Origin of the sequence: Microvirga sp. KLBC 81 (assembly GCF_003075415.1) — a bacterium.
Lineage (GTDB): Bacteria > Pseudomonadota > Alphaproteobacteria > Rhizobiales > Beijerinckiaceae > Microvirga.
The window spans coordinates 88,024-103,499 of sequence record NZ_QDAH01000012.1 but is presented as its reverse complement, the minus strand read 5'-3'; the positions used below and the strand labels follow the sequence as shown (position 1 = coordinate 103,499).

General features: G+C 62.3%; 16 protein-coding genes. 7 read left to right on the top strand and 9 right to left on the bottom strand.

Features of this window, described 5'->3' with window-relative positions:
* The first annotated feature begins 19 nt into the window (after positions 1–19).
* Complete coding sequence (locus DC522_RS11120; protein WP_116528773.1) at positions 20–1,132, top strand: D-alanine--D-alanine ligase family protein; 1,113 nt, start codon at positions 20–22, stop codon at positions 1,130–1,132.
* 146 nt (positions 1,133–1,278) lie between these two features.
* On the opposite strand, the gene gmk is transcribed toward DC522_RS11120, so the two are convergent.
* From gmk to fabD, 7 genes are all read right to left on the bottom strand, one after another.
* The gene (gene gmk / locus DC522_RS11115) at positions 1,279–1,929 is read right to left on the bottom strand and encodes a guanylate kinase (RefSeq protein WP_116528772.1); all 651 of its coding nucleotides are present in this window, start codon (positions 1,927–1,929) and stop codon (positions 1,279–1,281) included.
* 4 nt (positions 1,930–1,933) lie between these two features.
* A complete protein-coding gene (locus DC522_RS11110; protein ID WP_116528771.1) occupies positions 1,934–2,821 on the bottom strand; it encodes a YicC/YloC family endoribonuclease in 888 nt (295 codons plus the stop codon).
* A 296-nt stretch (positions 2,822–3,117) separates the two neighbouring features.
* Positions 3,118–4,515 carry an endolytic transglycosylase MltG gene (mltG, locus tag DC522_RS11105; RefSeq protein WP_116528770.1) on the bottom strand — a complete coding sequence of 466 codons (1,398 nt, stop codon included), beginning with the start codon at positions 4,513–4,515 and terminating at the stop codon, positions 3,118–3,120.
* Positions 4,516–4,610: 95 nt separating this feature from the next.
* Positions 4,611–5,873 carry a beta-ketoacyl-ACP synthase II gene (gene fabF, locus DC522_RS11100; RefSeq protein ID WP_116528769.1) on the bottom strand — a complete coding sequence of 421 codons (1,263 nt, stop codon included), beginning with the start codon at positions 5,871–5,873 and terminating at the stop codon, positions 4,611–4,613.
* A gap of 66 nt (positions 5,874–5,939) precedes the next feature.
* Complete coding sequence (locus tag DC522_RS11095) at positions 5,940–6,176, bottom strand: acyl carrier protein (RefSeq protein WP_009764365.1); 237 nt, start codon at positions 6,174–6,176, stop codon at positions 5,940–5,942.
* A 236-nt stretch (positions 6,177–6,412) separates the two neighbouring features.
* Complete coding sequence (gene fabG, locus DC522_RS11090) at positions 6,413–7,150, bottom strand: 3-oxoacyl-[acyl-carrier-protein] reductase (RefSeq protein WP_116528768.1); 738 nt, start codon at positions 7,148–7,150, stop codon at positions 6,413–6,415.
* A 13-nt stretch (positions 7,151–7,163) separates the two neighbouring features.
* Positions 7,164–8,111: an ACP S-malonyltransferase gene (gene fabD, locus DC522_RS11085; protein WP_116528767.1), complete on the bottom strand. Its 948-nt coding sequence runs from the start codon at positions 8,109–8,111 to the stop codon at positions 7,164–7,166.
* A 390-nt stretch (positions 8,112–8,501) separates the two neighbouring features.
* Here fabD and rpoZ point away from each other — a divergent pair, with 390 nt between their 5' ends.
* From rpoZ to DC522_RS11055, 6 genes are all read left to right on the top strand, one after another.
* Positions 8,502–8,906, top strand: a complete 405-nt coding sequence (gene rpoZ / locus DC522_RS11080; RefSeq protein ID WP_047192071.1) for a DNA-directed RNA polymerase subunit omega — start codon at positions 8,502–8,504, stop codon at positions 8,904–8,906.
* Between the two features lie 189 nt (positions 8,907–9,095).
* Positions 9,096–11,267 (top strand): bifunctional (p)ppGpp synthetase/guanosine-3',5'-bis(diphosphate) 3'-pyrophosphohydrolase, encoded by a 2,172-nt coding sequence (locus tag DC522_RS11075; RefSeq protein WP_116528766.1) that lies wholly within the window; start codon positions 9,096–9,098, stop codon positions 11,265–11,267.
* A 6-nt stretch (positions 11,268–11,273) separates the two neighbouring features.
* On the top strand, positions 11,274–11,972 hold the full coding sequence (locus tag DC522_RS11070; RefSeq protein WP_116528765.1) for a gamma-glutamyl-gamma-aminobutyrate hydrolase family protein: 699 nt from the start codon (positions 11,274–11,276) through the stop codon (positions 11,970–11,972).
* Between the two features lie 91 nt (positions 11,973–12,063).
* Entirely contained in the window at positions 12,064–12,648 is a 585-nt protein-coding gene (pyrE, locus tag DC522_RS11065; RefSeq protein WP_116528764.1) for an orotate phosphoribosyltransferase, read from the top strand.
* A gap of 241 nt (positions 12,649–12,889) precedes the next feature.
* Positions 12,890–13,552, top strand: a complete 663-nt coding sequence (locus DC522_RS11060; protein ID WP_116528763.1) for an NYN domain-containing protein — start codon at positions 12,890–12,892, stop codon at positions 13,550–13,552.
* A 329-nt stretch (positions 13,553–13,881) separates the two neighbouring features.
* Complete coding sequence (locus DC522_RS11055; RefSeq protein WP_133239260.1) at positions 13,882–14,208, top strand: hypothetical protein; 327 nt, start codon at positions 13,882–13,884, stop codon at positions 14,206–14,208.
* Between the two features lie 118 nt (positions 14,209–14,326).
* On the opposite strand, the gene DC522_RS11050 is transcribed toward DC522_RS11055, so the two are convergent.
* Positions 14,327–14,857, bottom strand: a complete 531-nt coding sequence (locus DC522_RS11050; protein ID WP_116528761.1) for a glycine cleavage system protein R — start codon at positions 14,855–14,857, stop codon at positions 14,327–14,329.
* Between the two features lie 140 nt (positions 14,858–14,997).
* On the bottom strand, positions 14,998–15,471 hold the full coding sequence (gene smpB, locus DC522_RS11045; protein ID WP_116528760.1) for an SsrA-binding protein SmpB: 474 nt from the start codon (positions 15,469–15,471) through the stop codon (positions 14,998–15,000).
* Between the last annotated feature and the right edge of the window lie 5 nt (positions 15,472–15,476).

Here is a 15,476-nt window from a genome sequence, read left to right as displayed (position 1 = left end):
GCTGTGACGGGAGGAGCGCATGACACAACCACGCAAGACCATTGGACTTCTCTTCGGTGGCCGCTCTGCGGAGCATGAGGTGTCCAAGCTGTCGGCTGCCAATGTCTTCCGCGCCCTGGACGCTGAGCGCTACGATATCGTCCTGATCGGCATCGACCGGGATGGGCGCTGGCTTTTGTGCGACACCGGCAATGGTGCCGGCAGAGGCGTGCGATCGCTCGAGATCCCCGTGGGCGCGCCGCAGGTCGCGCTCCTTCCTGGCGGCAATGGCGAGATGATCGTCCTCGGCGGCAAAGTCTCCCCCGGCTCTCTTCGGCTCGATGCCATCATTCCGGTTCTCCATGGGCCGAACGGAGAGGATGGAACGGTTCAAGGCCTCTTGCAGCTTGCGAATGTTCCTTATGTGGGCTCCGGCGTGATGGGCTCCGCCGCCAGCATGGACAAGGATGTCGCCAAGCGTCTGTTACGCGACAGCGGCATTCCCGTGGTGCCGTTCCTGACCCTGACGGAGCGCAATCAAATGGACTATCAGGCCGCCGTCGACGCGCTCGGCACCACCGATCTCTTCGTCAAGCCCGCCAATATGGGCTCCTCCGTCGGCGTATCGCGCGCGACGTCCGCAGGCGAGTTCGGACAAGCCTGCGAGCGCGCCTTCCGCTATGACGGAAAACTGCTCGTGGAGCGAAGCATTACGGGTGCCAGGGAAATCGAATGCTCCGTGCTGGAGGATGCCTCCGGCGAGGTCAGTGCCTCCCTGCTCGGCGAGATCATGCCTGCGAGCAGCCACGGTTTCTACAGCTATGATGCGAAGTACATCGATGCGGACGGCGCCCTGCTGCGCATTCCAGCAGAACTCTCAGCCGAGCAGGCGCGAAAGATCCAGGATCTCGCCATCGAGACCTTCAAGGTCTTGAGCTGCGAAGGCCTGGCTCGGGTCGATTTCTTCGTCGACCCGAACCGGGAAAAGACCCTCTTCGTCAACGAGGTGAACACGCTTCCAGGATTTACGGCCATCAGCATGTATCCCAAGCTCTGGGAAGCCGGCGGCCTATCCCAGCGGGAGTTGATGGAGGTGCTGCTCGGCCACGCCTTCGCCCGTCACGAGCGCCGGAACGGATTGGCGCTGGTATAACGAGCCGACCCTAGAGCATCGTGCGGAACCGAAGGTCCGCGTCAGCGAAAAGTGGATCCGGTTTTCCGCACTCAACGATGCTCTCATTGAAGGAGAAAGCATTGGATGGGTCCCAAAAGTGCAAATCCACTTGTGGGTCCGATGCTTTAGCCGACCTTCTCCGAGAGCAGTCCGTCGACGAACTCCTGCAGGCCCACGAGGCGGTCGCGCTTGAGGCGCTCGGCTGCCTGGATGGCCTTGAGGCTCTGGAAGGACCGACCGAGATCCTCGTTGACGATCACATAGTCGTATTCGATCCAACGCTCCATCTCGACACGGGCATTGGCGAGGCGCTTGGCGATGACTTCGGGCGCATCCTCCGCGCGGCGCTCCAGACGGGCCTTCAGCTCCTTGAAGCTCGGCGGCAGGATGAACACGGTCACCACGTCGTCGGGCAGCTTCTCACGCACCTGACGGGTGCCCTGGTAGTCGATGTCGAAGATCATGTCCTGGCCGGCAGCGAGAGTCTTCTCCACCGGCTTGCGCGGTGTGCCATAGAAGTTGCCGTGCACCTCGGCCCATTCCAGGAGTTCATCGCGATCGCGCATCGCCTTGAACTCTTCCACATCGATGAAGTGATAGTGCTTTCCCTCGATCTCGGAGGGGCGCTTGGGGCGCGTGGTGACGGAAATCGAGAGAACGCCTGCCTGCTCTTCCACGAGGCTGCGGGTGAGCGTGGTCTTTCCGGCACCGGAGGGTGAGGACAGAATGAGGATGAGGCCGCGACGGCCGACCAGGGGCTTCGGATCTTGGCTCACCGCATCACTCCACGTTCTGAACCTGCTCGCGGAATTGCTCGATAACGGCCTTCAATTCAAGACCGATCCGTGAAAGAGCCACATCATTGGCCTTTGCACACAGGGTATTCGCCTCGCGGCCGAATTCCTGCGCCAGAAAATCGAGACGGCGTCCCACCGGCCCGCCTTCCTTGAGCAGCGCACGCGCGGCATCCACGTGGGCGCGCAAGCGGTCGATCTCCTCACGGATATCGGCGCGAGCGGCAATGAGCACAGCCTCCTGATGCAGGCGCGCCGGATCGAGAGACGCCTTGCCGTCGAGAAGCTCAGCAATCTGTGCTTCGAGGCGCGCGCGGATGGCCTCCGGCTGGCGGGCGGGACAGGCTTCCGCATCGGTCACGAGCGCAGCAATGGTATCGAGCTGCTGGTTCAGAACGCCGGCAAGCGCCAAGCCCTCTTTCCGCCGCGCGGATCTCAATGCCTCGATGAGCTTGGTCACACCGCCCCTGAGTGCTGCCGCGAGCGCTTCGTCCTGAGCAGGATCGATCATATCCTCATCGAGTTCCACGACACCCCGGACGGAAAGAAGCCCATCGAGGGAGGCCGGCTCCACATTGTCCGGCAGTGTCAGGCCGCCGATGGCGGAGAGAAGCGATTGCAGTACCTCCTGGTTGACGCGCAGCTTCGGCGCGGAGGAGGTCCTGGAGAGCGAAAGATTAAGCTGGCCCTGGCCACGGCTGAGAGCCTTGAGGATCTGGCCGCGCGCCTCCTCGCCGATGGCGTCGAGGCCGGATGGCGTGCGCACGCGGATCTCGAGCCCGCGTCCGTTGACGGTCTTGATCTCCCAGGCCCATTGGTAGGAGTCGGTCACACCGGCCTCGCGGGCAAAGCCGGTCATGCTTGCAATCGCCATGCACTGAACCTCAGGCGTTCATCAGAAAACAAAATCGGCGCGACCATAGCGCATCAGGCGGAAAAGTGGATCCGGTTTTCGCTGACGCGGATCTCCGGTTCCGCTTCGAACGATGCGCTCCTCTAGAAAGAGAGCATCTACAGCATCGGACGTGAAAAGTGGATTTGCACTTTTGGGACCCATCCGATGCTTTCTCCTACAATGAGAGCATCGGACCCAGAAGTGCCCTCCACTTCGGGTCCGATGCTCGAATGCGCGCCGGCTGAAGTCGATTGCAATGACTGAGCGAAAAACAATCAGGGTTGCTTGAGCGCCGGAACGTTCTTCGGATTGGTCAGGTCGAACGTCTTGTTCTTGAGCGGATCCTTTTCGGTCCCCTCGCTGGCATCGAAGCCGCGAGCGCGCCCTGTCTTTCCATTCGCGCCCACCGGACGGATACCGGGGGTCGACATGGCGTTGGCCGTGCCGCGCAGTTCAGACAAGCCATCGTCCACCGCGCCGGATTGACCGGGCGTCACCGGATCGACGACACGATCGACGTTGTCGCTGTCGGGCGTCGCCTTGGTCTTCTCGATCTGGCGCCAGCGGGTCACGTTGCGCTGGTGCTGGTCGTAGGTTTCCGCGAAGGCGTGACCGCCCGAGCCATCGGCCACGAAGTACAGATCCTTGGTGCGCGATGGATTGGCCACCGCTTCGAGCGCGGCCCGTCCCGGATTGGCGATAGGTCCGGGCGGCAGCCCCTCGATCACGTAGGTGTTGTAGGGCGTCGCCGTCTCGATCTCGCTGCGCATGATCCCGCGGCCGAGCGTGCCTTTCCCGCCAACCAGGCCATACACGATGGTGGGATCCGACTGGAGCTTCATGCGCTTCATCAGGCGGTTGATGAACACCCCCGCCACACGCGTGCGCTCATCGGCGCGTCCCGTTTCCTTCTCCACGATGGAGGCGAGGATCACGAGTTCCTGCGGCGACTTGATCGGCAGGTCCGCCGAGCGGCGCTGCCAGATCTGGTTGAGCGCCTGGCGCTGCGCCGCCTGCATGGTGCTGACGATCTGCTGGCGCGTGGTGCCGCGCTCGAACTTGTAGGTGTCGGGTAGCAGCGTTCCCTCGCGCGGCGTCTCGGCGATGTCGCCACTCAGAATCTCGTTCTCGTAAAGGCGCGCCACGATCTGATCGCTCGTCAGGCCTTCCGGAACCGTGAGGGCGTGGAGGATCGCCTTACCCTGCACGAGGGTATCGATGGCATCCTCGATGCTCGTGCCAGCCTTGAACTGGAACTCACCTGCCTTGAGCTGGCCGCGCTGACGGTTGAGGAGCGCATAGGCCTCAAACAGGAAGGGCTGATCGATGACGCCCTCTTCCTTCAGGATGCGCGCGATCTCACCCGTGCCGGTATTGCGCGGAATGAGCACCACCTTGTCGCTTTGCAGCGGACCCTTCGCGGTCACCTCCCGCTCCAGCATCGTGAAGCCGAAAACACCTGCCAGAGCCAGGGCCACGAACAGCGTCAGCAGGCCGCTGAAGAGCGACAGCATGCCTCCGCGACGGCGGCGAAGACGAGGCGGCGGTGGGGGAGCAAGCGTCGGTTTGATGGCCTCGCTTGGAGAGCGCGGCGCAAGGCGCGGCTGCTCCGCACCTTGGGTTTCGGCCTCGTGCTCAGAGAGAAGGGTGTTTTTCTTTTTGCGTCCGAACATCACGCTGCTTTTCTGGTGTCGGCCTCGTTTTCGATGGCTCGTCCGACACCCTAACGGGGATTATGGCGAAAAGCCGTAACGTAGAACAGCTATCCTCAGGCAACGCGACGGAAGATCAGCGAAGCGTTGGTGCCGCCGAACCCGAAGGAGTTCGACAGGACCACGTTGACTTCCTTGCGCTTGGCCACCTTCGGCACGAGGTCGATCGCGGTTTCGATGGACGGATTGTCGAGGTTGATGGTCGGCGGAACGATGCCGTCGCGCATGGCGAGAACCGAGAAGATCGCCTCGACCGCACCGGCCGCGCCCAGCAGGTGGCCGATGGCCGACTTGGTGGATGACATGGAGAGCTTGCCCGTCGCATTGCCCATGATGCGCTCGACGGCCTTCAGCTCGAGCTCGTCGCCGAGCGGGGTCGAGGTACCGTGGGCATTGACGTAGTCGATCTCCGAGACCGGGATATCCGCACGCTTCAGAGCGGCAGCCATGCAGCGATAGGCACCGTCGCCGTCCTCGGACGGCGAGGTGATGTGATAGGCATCGCCCGACAGGCCATAGCCGATGACCTCGGCATAGATCTTCGCGCCGCGCGCCTTGGCGTGCTCGTATTCTTCCAGCACCACGACGCCGGCACCCTCGCCCATGACGAATCCGTCGCGATCCTTGTCATAGGGGCGCGAGGCTTTCTCGGGCGTGTCGTTGTAGCTCGTGGACAATGCGCGACAGGCGGCGAAGCCTGCAATCGAGAGGCGGTTCACCGGAGATTCCGTGCCGCCGGCCACCATCACGTCTGCATCGCCGAGCGCGATCAGGCGGGCCGCATCGCCGATGGCATGCGAGCCGGTGGAGCAGGCCGTGACCACGGCGTGGTTCGGCCCCTTCAGGCCGTGCTCGATGGAGACGTAGCCGCCGGCGAGATTGATCAGGCGGCCAGGAATGAAGAAGGGCGAGATGCGGCGCGGGCCGCGCTCGATGAGGGTCGCGGAAGCCTCGTAGATGCCGCCGATGCCGCCGATGCCGGAGCCGATCAGCACGCCGGTGGCGCATTGTTCCTCGTAGGTTTTCGGGGCCCAGCCAGCGTCCCGGAGAGCCTGGGTGGAGGCGGCCATCGCATAGACGATGAAGGGATCGACCTTGCGCTGTTCCTTGGGTTCCATCCACTCGTCGGGATTGAAGGTGCCGTTCGAGCCATCGCCGACCGGGATCTGGCAGGCGATCTGACAGGCTAGGTCGTCGACCTGGAAATCGGTGATCCTGTTAGCGCCGCTTTGTCCCTCGATCAGGCGGGACCATGTGGTATCGACCCCGCTGCCCAGCGGAGTGACCATGCCAAGACCTGTAACAACAACCCGGCGCATAACGTTCTACCCTATCGTTAAATAAAAATCGGGCGTCGGGTGACTCACCCGACGCCCGTCAGCGTTTTAGGCTGCGTTCTTCTCGAGGAAGCGGATGGCGTCGCCAACCGTGACGATGGTCTCAGCGGCATCGTCCGGGATCTCGACGTTGAACTCTTCTTCGAAAGCCATCACCAGCTCGACGGTGTCAAGGCTGTCGGCGCCCAGGTCGTCGATGAAGTTGGCATTGTCCGTCACCTTGTCGGCCTCAACGCCGAGGTGCTCGACAACAATCTTCTTCACGCGATCAGCGACGTCACTCATCGTTCTCTTCCTCAGTGGCTGCCGCCTCAGGAATTGGGCGGATTTAAAAATCGAAATTAGATCAGCTGCTCAGCTGACAACGCTGAAACGGCTACCTTGCGCCGTGCAAAGCCGCATTTTTAAGCGCCGGTCAACCCCTTTGGCTCGATCGGGCTCATGCTTAACACAAGCTTATCCTCTCTGGCGAGAGGCCAGCGGCGCCTGCGAACAGATTCTGCAACCGCCGCTAAGTACTTTCAGAACATAGCCATTCCGCCGTTTACGTGCAGGGTATGGCCCGTCACGTAACCGGCTTCGCTGGATGCGAGATACACAACGGACGAGGCGATTTCATCGCCCTGGCCCAGCCTTCCCATGGGAATGGTGCCCAGGATTCCCTCGCGCTGCTTCTCGTTGAGCACGTCCGTCATGGGGGATTCGATGAAGCCCGGAGCGACCAGATTCACGGTGATGTTGCGGCTGGCAACCTCGGCGGCGAGCGCCTTGGTCATGCCGATGAGGCCCGCCTTGGAGGCGGCGTAGTTGCCCTGCCCGGGATTACCGGTGGAGCCCACGACCGAGCCGATATTGATGATACGACCGTAGCGACGGCGCATCATGCCCTTCACGGCGGCGCGCGAGAGACGGAAGGCCGCCGTCAGGTTCACGGCGATCACCGTGTCCCACTCCTCGTCCTTCATGCGCATGAACAGGTTGTCCTTGGTCACGCCCGCGTTGTTGACGAGGATGTCAAGCCCGTCCATGGCCGCTTCCGCAGCGGGAACGAGCGCCTCGACCGAATCCTTATCGGCGAGGTTCGCCTCGACCACGTGGACCCGCTCACCCAGCGCAGCCGCCAGCTCGTCGAGGGCGGCGCGGCGGGTGCCGGAGATGGTCACGGTGGCACCCTGGGCGTGCAGGGAGCGGGCGATGGCGCCGCCGATACCGCCAGTGGCGCCGGTCACGAGAGCCTTGCGGCCAGTCAGATCGAACATGGAGGCTCTCCTCTTATCCTTGCAGGGAAGCTTTGAAGGCTGCGACATCCTCAGGGGTGCCGATGGCGCTCGACGTGGTGCCCGCCGCGATGCGTTTCACGAGTCCGGTCAGGACCTTACCCGATCCAACCTCATAAAACGATTCAACGCCTTGGGCCGCCATATAGGCAACGCATTCGCGCCAGCGGACCGTGCCGGTGACCTGGCGAACCAGGGCGTCCTTGATCGCTGCCGGATCGGTGATTGGAGCAGCCTCCACATTGGCCACCACCGGAACGGCGGGAGCATTCACGGCCACACCGGCCAGAGCCTCGCGCATCGCGTCGGCGGCCGGCTGCATGAGGGCGCAATGGAAGGGAGCGGACACAGCCAGCATCACGGCGCGCTTGGCGCCCTTTTCCTGGGCGATGGCGACCGCACGCTCTACAGCGGCCTTATGGCCGGAAACCACGACCTGGGCGCCGCCATTGTCGTTGGCTGCATCGCAGACCTCGCCTTCAGCCGCCGCTCGGGCGACCTCGAGGGCGGCGTCGAACTCAAGGCCGAGAAGAGCCGCCATGGCGCCCTGCCCCACGGGTACGGCGTTCTGCATGGCATTGCCGCGGATACGCAGCAGGCGGGCCGTATCGGCGATCGAGAGGCTACCGGCAGCGGCGAGCGCCGAATATTCACCGAGCGAGTGGCCGGCAACGAATGCGGCATGCTTCCTGAGATCGAGCCCAGCTTCGGCCTCCAGCACGCGGATGGCGGCCAGGCTCACGGCCATCAGGGCCGGCTGGGTATTGGCGGTCAGGGTCAGCTCCTCGGCGGGGCCTTCCCACATGATGGCGGAGAGTTTCTGGGAGAGGGCCTCGTCCACCTCGTCGAATACGGCCTTGGCCTGGGGGAAGTTGTCGGCGAGGGCCTTGCCCATGCCCACAGCCTGGCTTCCCTGGCCCGGGAAAATGAATGCGCGCTTCATCGGGAGCGGAACCTTTGTTGCGAAAATCCGCGCGGGACTCGCACTCAAAGGCCGAGGAGTCAAGGCGAAGAACGCTCCCCGTGGCACTTGGATTGTTCATAGTCCCAGAGCCCGCCGTTATCCATGCAGGCGTCGATCCGCCCGGATTCGGTATAGGTTCCCGGCATTCGAATATAAGGGGCAAGGCGAGCAGAACCAAGCCAAGTGCCTGAATGGCAGCCTCCCCGATTTGAGCCTTGAGAGCGTAATGCCAGGCAGATGGGGCCGGAGTGCCAGGGCACGCCACCGATAACCTTATGGAAAACCACGCTTCCTCTTGTTTTCTCGATCCAGGCGATGTATCTACCCCACCTTCCGATATTCTCATGAACCTGAAGAAGGAGCCCCTGCATGGCTCGCGTGACCGTCGAAGACTGCATCGACAAGGTCGACAACCGGTTTGAGCTCGTGCTGCTGGCCAGCCACCGCGCCCGCCTGATCTCCTCGGGCTCGCCGCTCACCGTCGACCGCGACCGTGACAAGAACCCCGTCGTGGCCCTCCGCGAGATCGCGGACCAGACCATCGCTCCCGACGACCTGAAGGAGCAGCTCATCCACTCGATGCAGAAGTATGTCGAGGTGGACGAGCCGGAGGCCGAGGCCGTTCCCATGCTGGGCAACACGGCGGCCGCCTCGGGTGCCGACAACGACACGGATGTCCAGTTCGATCGTATGAGTGAGGAAGACCTGCTGCGCGGCCTCGAAGGCCTCGTCCCCCCGAGCAACAACAGCTCGGACGACGACGACCGCGAATAAGCGCTCAGCACCGCATTTTCAGAAAAGCCCGGCCCAGAGCCGGGCTTTTTCGTAAGGGCCTTAACCACGGTGCGGTTTTACCGCCTGCGGCAAGGTATTCAGCTTGCGGTCAGAAGACGTATTACAATATTTTCTAAAGTCTTCTGATTTCAGCCAGATAGACCGGTTTCGAAGGGGGTGGCGGCGGATATGATGCGCCAGTATGAACTTGTCGAGCGGGTAAAGCGCTATAACCCCTCGGCTGACGAGGCGCTGCTCAACCGTGCTTACGTGTATGCCATGATGGCTCATGGCAACCAGAAGCGCGCGTCCGGCGACCTGTTCTTCGGCCATCCTCTCGAAGTCGCGGCCATACTCACGGATATGAAGCTCGACGAGGCGACCATCGCCGCGGCGGTCCTCCACGACACTGTGGAAGACACCGAGGCGACGCTGGAGGAGATCAACAGGACCTTCGGTCCCCAGATCGGTGCCCTCGTCGACGGCCTTACCAAGATCAAGCGCCTCGACCTTGTCTCGAAGCGCGCCGCTCAGGGCGAGAACTTCCGCAAGCTGCTGCTCGCTGTCGCGGACGACGTGCGCGTGCTTCTGGTGAAGCTTGCCGACCGCCTCCACAACATGCGCACCCTCGGCTTCATGCCGCCGGAGAAGCGCCAGCGCATCGCGCAGGAAACGCTCGAGATCTATGCCCCGCTCGCCGGACGCATGGGCATCCAGGAAATGCGCGAGGAGTTGGAGGAACTGTCGTTCCAGAACCTCGATCCGGAAGCCTTCGAGGCCATCAACCGCCACCTGCACGAGTTGACGACGAAGAGCGAAAAGCTCGTCGAAGAGATCGAGCGGACGCTGACCACCAAGCTCAAGGCCCAGGGCATCGACGCGCAGGTGTCGGGACGCCAGAAGCGGCCCTATTCCATCTGGCGCAAGATGGAGCGCAAGTCCGTCTCCTTCGAGCAATTGTCGGATATCTTCGCCTTCCGCATCATCGTCGGCACGGTCGATGAATGCTACCGTGCGCTCGGCATCGTGCACACGAGCTGGCCGATGGTGCCGGGTCGCTACAAGGATTACATCTCGACGCCGAAGCAGAACGATTACCGCTCGATCCACACCACGGTGATCGGCCCTGGCAGCCAGCGCGTGGAGCTGCAGATCCGCACTCAAGAGATGGATGAAGTCGCGGAATTCGGCATCGCCGCGCATGCGCTCTACAAGGAAGGCGTGAACAATGATTCGCGCCTTGCTATGGAAAGCCGTGCCTATCAATGGCTGCGGCGCACCATCGAGCTTCTGGCCGAAGGCGACAACCCTGAAGAGTTTCTGGAGCATACGAAGCTTGAGCTCTTCCATGACCAGGTTTTCTGCTTCACGCCGAAGGGTCGCCTTATCGCGCTTCCGCGCGGCGCGACGCCCATCGACTTCGCCTATGCGGTGCACACCGATGTCGGCAACACGGCGGTCGGCTGCAAGATCAACGGCCGCATGTCGCCGCTGCTGACTGAATTGCAAAACGGCGACGAGGTCGAGATTGTGCGCGCCGAGGGCCAGACGCCGCCGGCCGCATGGGAATCCCTCGTGGTGACCGGCAAGGCACGCGCCTCGATCCGCCGCGCCACACGCGCGGCCGTGCGGCGGCAATATACGGGCCTCGGCCATCAGATCCTGGAGCGCGCCTTCGAGCGCGCGGGACGTGCCTTCTCCGACGAGAAGCTGAAAGGCGCCCTGCCCCGTCTGGCACGCGCATCCGCGGAGGATGTGCTTGCCGCTGTAGGCCGTGGCGAGATGTTCTCCGGCGACGTGGTGCGTGCGGTTTATCCAGACTACAAGGACGAGCGGCGCGCCGGCAGCGATGGCAAAGGCACGGGCCAGCCGGACGGCGCAGGCGCGAAGCCGACCGGTGAGCAGCCGACCGGCATTCCAATCCGCGGCCTCAACAAGGACATGCCGATCCGCTTCGCGCCGGAAGGCGGCGCGGTTCCGGGCGACCGCATCGTCGGCATTCTGACGCCAGGCGAAGGCGTGACGATCTACCCGATCCAATCGCCCTCGCTCGCCGCGTTCGACAACGAGCCCGACCGCTGGATCGACGTGCGCTGGGATCTCGAATCCGGGTCAACCCAGCGCTTCCCCGCGCGCATCAAGCTGCAATCGATCAACGAGCCGGGCTCGCTCGCGCAGATCGCGCAGGTGATCGCGGATCACGACGGCAACATCGACAACGTCAACATGAAGCGGCGCACGCAGGACTTCACGGATATCACCATCGACCTGACGGTGTGGGACCTGAAGCACCTCAACGCCATCATCGCAGAGCTGCGCGCCAAGCGCGTCGTGAGCCGTGTGGACCGCGTCACCGGATAAGACAACATGCCCGCCAAACCGCGCATTGCCGTCATCATGGACGAGAACACCAGTGTCGACGGCACACGCTACGACATGACGAAGAACTACTTCATCGGAATTCAGCGCGCGGGCGGCATGCCCTTCGGCATCCCTTATTTCATGGATATGGTCGAGACCGTGGTCGATGAGTTCGACGGTTTCGTGAATGTGGGTGGCCGTTTCGCCTTTCCTGATGAATGGTTCCTCGGCGGACAGGTCTCGAAGGCTCCCCAGTCTGAGCGTCTCGGTGTCGAGCTCGCGCTCATGCGAGGCTTCCTCGAATGCGACAAGCCGGTTCTCGGCATCTGCAACGGCATGCAGGTTTTGGCCGGCCTCCACGGCTGTCGCCTGTCGCCCGATGTGCGCGCGATCGGCCCCCATATCATGGAGCACGACAAGCGCGGCCATGAGCATTCTGTGACGATCAGGGAGAACACCCTGCTCTCGGGCATCGTCGGCCAGCACGAGCTTTCCGTGAACACCTTCCACCGGGAAGCTGTCGTCGAGCTCTCGGATAACGTGGTGGCAAGCGCCTACGCAAAGGACGGGGTCATCGAAGCCATCGAAGTCCCGTCCCGACGCTTCGCGCTCGGCGTGCAATGGCACCAAGAGCTGTTCGCCAGACAGGATCATCCTGGAAACGCGATTTTCGAGGCCTTCGTAAAAGCGGCTGGGCAAGCCTGACAACAACGACCTATTTGACACTGGCCTGCGTTTGTCTCTTGCCTCTCGCCGTCCCTCCTGCCACACAGCCCTGACGCAGGAGACTTGAGCCATGACCCCGAACGAAGTCCTTGAAGAATTCCGCTCCGCCGGTGCTTTGCTCGAAGGGCATTTCATTCTCTCGTCGGGGCTGCACAGCCCGGTCTTTCTGCAGAAGATGTTCGTGTTCCAGGATCCGGCCCGCACGGAGCGGGTCTGCCGGGCGCTGGCGGAGAAGATCAAGGAGAAGTTCGGGGTCGTCGATTATGTGGTCTCGCCTGCCGTGGGTGGCATCGTGCCCGGCTATGAAACCGCCCGGCATCTCGGCGCCAAGGCGATCTTCGTGGAGCGCGAGAACGGCCTCTTCACCCTGCGGCGCGGTTTTACGATCCCTGAGGGCGCAAGGGTTGTCATGGTGGAGGACATTGTCACCACGGGCCTGTCCTCTCGCGAGTGCCTGACAGCCCTCAAGGAACATCCGGGAACGATCCTGGGTGCGGCCTGCCTCATCGACCGCTCCGGCGGTAAGGCGGATCTCGGCGTGCCGCTCGTCTCCCTCGTCCAGCTCGACATCCCCGCCTACGAGCCGGACAAGCTGCCACCCGAACTGGCCGCCCTTCCCGCTATCAAGCCAGGCAGCCGGAGTCTTAAATCGTAAAAATCTGTTTATTTCTCACCTTGAGGATTGACTGCCCCCTTTCCGCCAACTTGACTCTTTTTATTTACTCGCCATTAAGTATTTGAAGTTTCGGTTTTTACTCGTCTAAAGGGTTGATAGCAGCCTGTCCCTGGGCGCGCCTGTTTTTATTGCTCAAGTATATTGTTGGCATAAATAATAGATGTCGCTTTGACAGTTCAGGTTGTTACGCCGCCCAGGCAGACACAGACAGAGAATACTTATGTCAGGCCAGCAGCGGATTGCGCTCTTCATCGACGGAGCCAACCTTTACGCTACGACTAAGACGCTTGGTTTCGATATCGACTACAAGCGCCTGCTGAAGGAATTCCAGGGCCGTGGCACCCTGGTGCGTGCGTTCTACTACACCGCGCTTGTGGAAGATCAGGAATACTCTTCCATCCGTCCACTCATCGACTGGCTCGACTACAACGGCTACCGCGTGGTCACGAAGCCGACGAAGGAATTCGTCGACTCCGCCGGCCGCCGCAAGGTGAAGGGCAACATGGATATCGAGCTCGCCATCGATGCGCTCGAGCTCTCTCCCTATATCGACCACATGGTCCTGTTCTCCGGCGACGGCGACTTCCGCTCGCTGGTCGAGGCCATGCAGCGCCGGGGTGTGCGGGTCTCCGTGGTGTCCACCATCACCACCCAGCCTCCGATGGTCGCCGACGAGCTGCGCCGTCAGGCCGACGAATTTCTGGATCTCTCGCAGCTGGCCTCCCGCATCGGCCGCGATCCGTCGGATCGTCAGCAGCGTCCCGCTGGGGAAGGCAATGACCGCCCGCGAACGCAGCAGCAACAGCAGCAGCCGCGCAACGGCGCCCTGGAAAGCCGCTACGGGATCCGTCAGCAGGGATCGGACGACGAGTTCGATCTTTGAAATCTGAACACGATCAGGTGCTTGCGCGGGGAGTGACTGTTCTTATATTGCTTCGGTTCGAGGGGCAGGCGGCGTTCTGCCGCCTCAAAAATTTCCGGGCCTAGCCACCCGCTACGACAAGCCTGCGGTTAATTTTGCCTCAGCGGTGTTCTTACTCCCGTCATCCTACTTTCGACCCGACCTGCGGACAGATCAAATGAGTGTGCTGCGTTTGACCTATGAGCCCGAGGACCTATGAGCCCGAGGATGAGTGGCATGGGGAGTTGCACGCGTTCGCACAAGTCTCCGATTTTACCGGGCGAAGCGCGGCATGGTTCAGTCGTGAGGCCTTGATCAGCTTCAGCCGCGCTCTCGAGCAGTATCCACTCCCGCCGCACGCGCCCGTGACAATCTTCGGCGGTCTAGGTGCCATTACGGGCGACCGGCCTGAGCATGTGCAGGTCGGCCTCACCATTGCTCCAGCGGGTGTCACAGGGACACTGCTGGTGTGTGTGGAATTGGCGAGCGATCCTCCGGCTACGCGCCCAAGTGACGTTCAGCAAAGCGCGCTTCTTCGCTTCCTGACCGAGTATGCTGCCCTCGATCAATTTCGGATTGCGCTCAGCGCCATGCTCAACAACGGTGATGAGGCGATCCTTAGGGGGACGGGGACCTGAGTATATACTCAAGACAAACCGGTTGCTCATCCCTGATTGAACCCCCACCCACGATCGCGGTTCAACTGAATGCTGACTTGGCCGGGCTCGCCCCGGCCATTATTGTTTCGAGTGCGAGCTAGAGCGTGCTCGCCTCCACATCACAGTCGAGCCCGAGCGCGCCGGCCGTATTGCTGACGGTGGCCAGGCACAGGTTCACCTGCTCGTCTGGAATGAAGACCGCAAAGCGCGTCACGTAGAGCCCACCCTCGACATCCGAGAGCTTGCGGGCCTCCAAGCGCACGATATTCGCGTTATACTGCCTGAACACCTCCGCCAGCCGCGCCACAAGGCCGAGCTGATCGCCGCCGCTGATGGTGATGCGGTGCGTGATGCTGCCCGCAGGGCCGGGACTGGGATCGAAGGCGTAGGGAACGGCCCGGACTTCCGCGCTTTCCAACTCCGGCAGCTGCTTCAGGCCGGCCTCTAAATCGCCCGCCTCAAGACCTGACGGCAGCTCGCAGATCGCTAGGAACTCGGCGCCCGACCCCAGCGAGGCGAAGGTCGTATCGCGCAGGTTCACGCCGATATTGAACAGGTGCTCCGCAATCGCGGCGACGAGCCCGACGCGGTCGGGGCCGAGAACGGAAACGAGAGCCACGGACGCCATGCTGATCCCTCCGATTGCAGCAGGGAGTTAGAGCATTTTTCGGTGAAGTGGATCCGGTTCACCGTCAAAAATGCGGCTCGGCAAACAAGAGAGCTGATTCCATGCCAATGGAAACAGCTCTAGAGCGCGAGGACGCCGTGTCAGCCCTTCTCGCGCATGAGGCGCGCCTTCTCGCGGTTCCAGGAGCGTTCCTTCTCCGTCTCGCGCTTGTCGTGGAGCTTCTTGCCACGACCGAGGCCGAGTTCCACCTTCGCCCGTCCGCGCTCGTTGAAATAGATCTTGAGCGGGATCACGGTGAAGCCCTCGCGCTGCGTCGCGCCGATCAGTTTGTTGATCTGGTTCTTGTGCAGCAGAAGGCGGCGCGGACGGCGCGTCTCATGGTTGAAGCGGTTGGCCTGGATGTATTCCGGGATATAGGCGTTGAAGAGAAAGAACTCCTCGCCAGACGGCCCGGCATATGCCTCGCCGATGGTGGCCTTGCCCGTGCGCAAGGACTTCACCTCCGTGCCGGTGAGCGCGATGCCCGCCTCGTAGGTATCGACGATTTCGTAATTGAACCGCGCCTTCCTGTTGTCGGCGACAACGCGGAAGGCGCTCTTCGGATCTTTTGCCATTCGTT

Coding starts and splice junctions, on each gene's coding strand:
- DC522_RS11110 (WP_116528771.1), bottom strand. CDS start 2,821: ATGGCGATTGCAAGCATGACCGGCTTTGCCCGCGAGGCCGGTGTGACC.
- fabG (WP_116528768.1), bottom strand. CDS start 7,150: ATGTTCGATCTGACTGGCCGCAAGGCTCTCGTGACCGGCGCCACTGGC.
- fabF (WP_116528769.1), bottom strand. CDS start 5,873: ATGCGCCGGGTTGTTGTTACAGGTCTTGGCATGGTCACTCCGCTGGGC.
- mltG (WP_116528770.1), bottom strand. CDS start 4,515: ATGTTCGGACGCAAAAAGAAAAACACCCTTCTCTCTGAGCACGAGGCC.
- fabD (WP_116528767.1), bottom strand. CDS start 8,111: ATGAAGCGCGCATTCATTTTCCCGGGCCAGGGAAGCCAGGCTGTGGGC.
- DC522_RS11050 (WP_116528761.1), bottom strand. CDS start 14,857: ATGGCGTCCGTGGCTCTCGTTTCCGTTCTCGGCCCCGACCGCGTCGGG.
- DC522_RS11095 (WP_009764365.1), bottom strand. CDS start 6,176: ATGAGTGACGTCGCTGATCGCGTGAAGAAGATTGTTGTCGAGCACCTC.
- smpB (WP_116528760.1), bottom strand. CDS start 15,471: ATGGCAAAAGATCCGAAGAGCGCCTTCCGCGTTGTCGCCGACAACAGG.
- pyrE (WP_116528764.1), top strand. CDS start 12,064: ATGACCCCGAACGAAGTCCTTGAAGAATTCCGCTCCGCCGGTGCTTTG.
- DC522_RS11075 (WP_116528766.1), top strand. CDS start 9,096: ATGATGCGCCAGTATGAACTTGTCGAGCGGGTAAAGCGCTATAACCCC.
- DC522_RS11070 (WP_116528765.1), top strand. CDS start 11,274: ATGCCCGCCAAACCGCGCATTGCCGTCATCATGGACGAGAACACCAGT.
- rpoZ (WP_047192071.1), top strand. CDS start 8,502: ATGGCTCGCGTGACCGTCGAAGACTGCATCGACAAGGTCGACAACCGG.
- DC522_RS11120 (WP_116528773.1), top strand. CDS start 20: ATGACACAACCACGCAAGACCATTGGACTTCTCTTCGGTGGCCGCTCT.
- DC522_RS11060 (WP_116528763.1), top strand. CDS start 12,890: ATGTCAGGCCAGCAGCGGATTGCGCTCTTCATCGACGGAGCCAACCTT.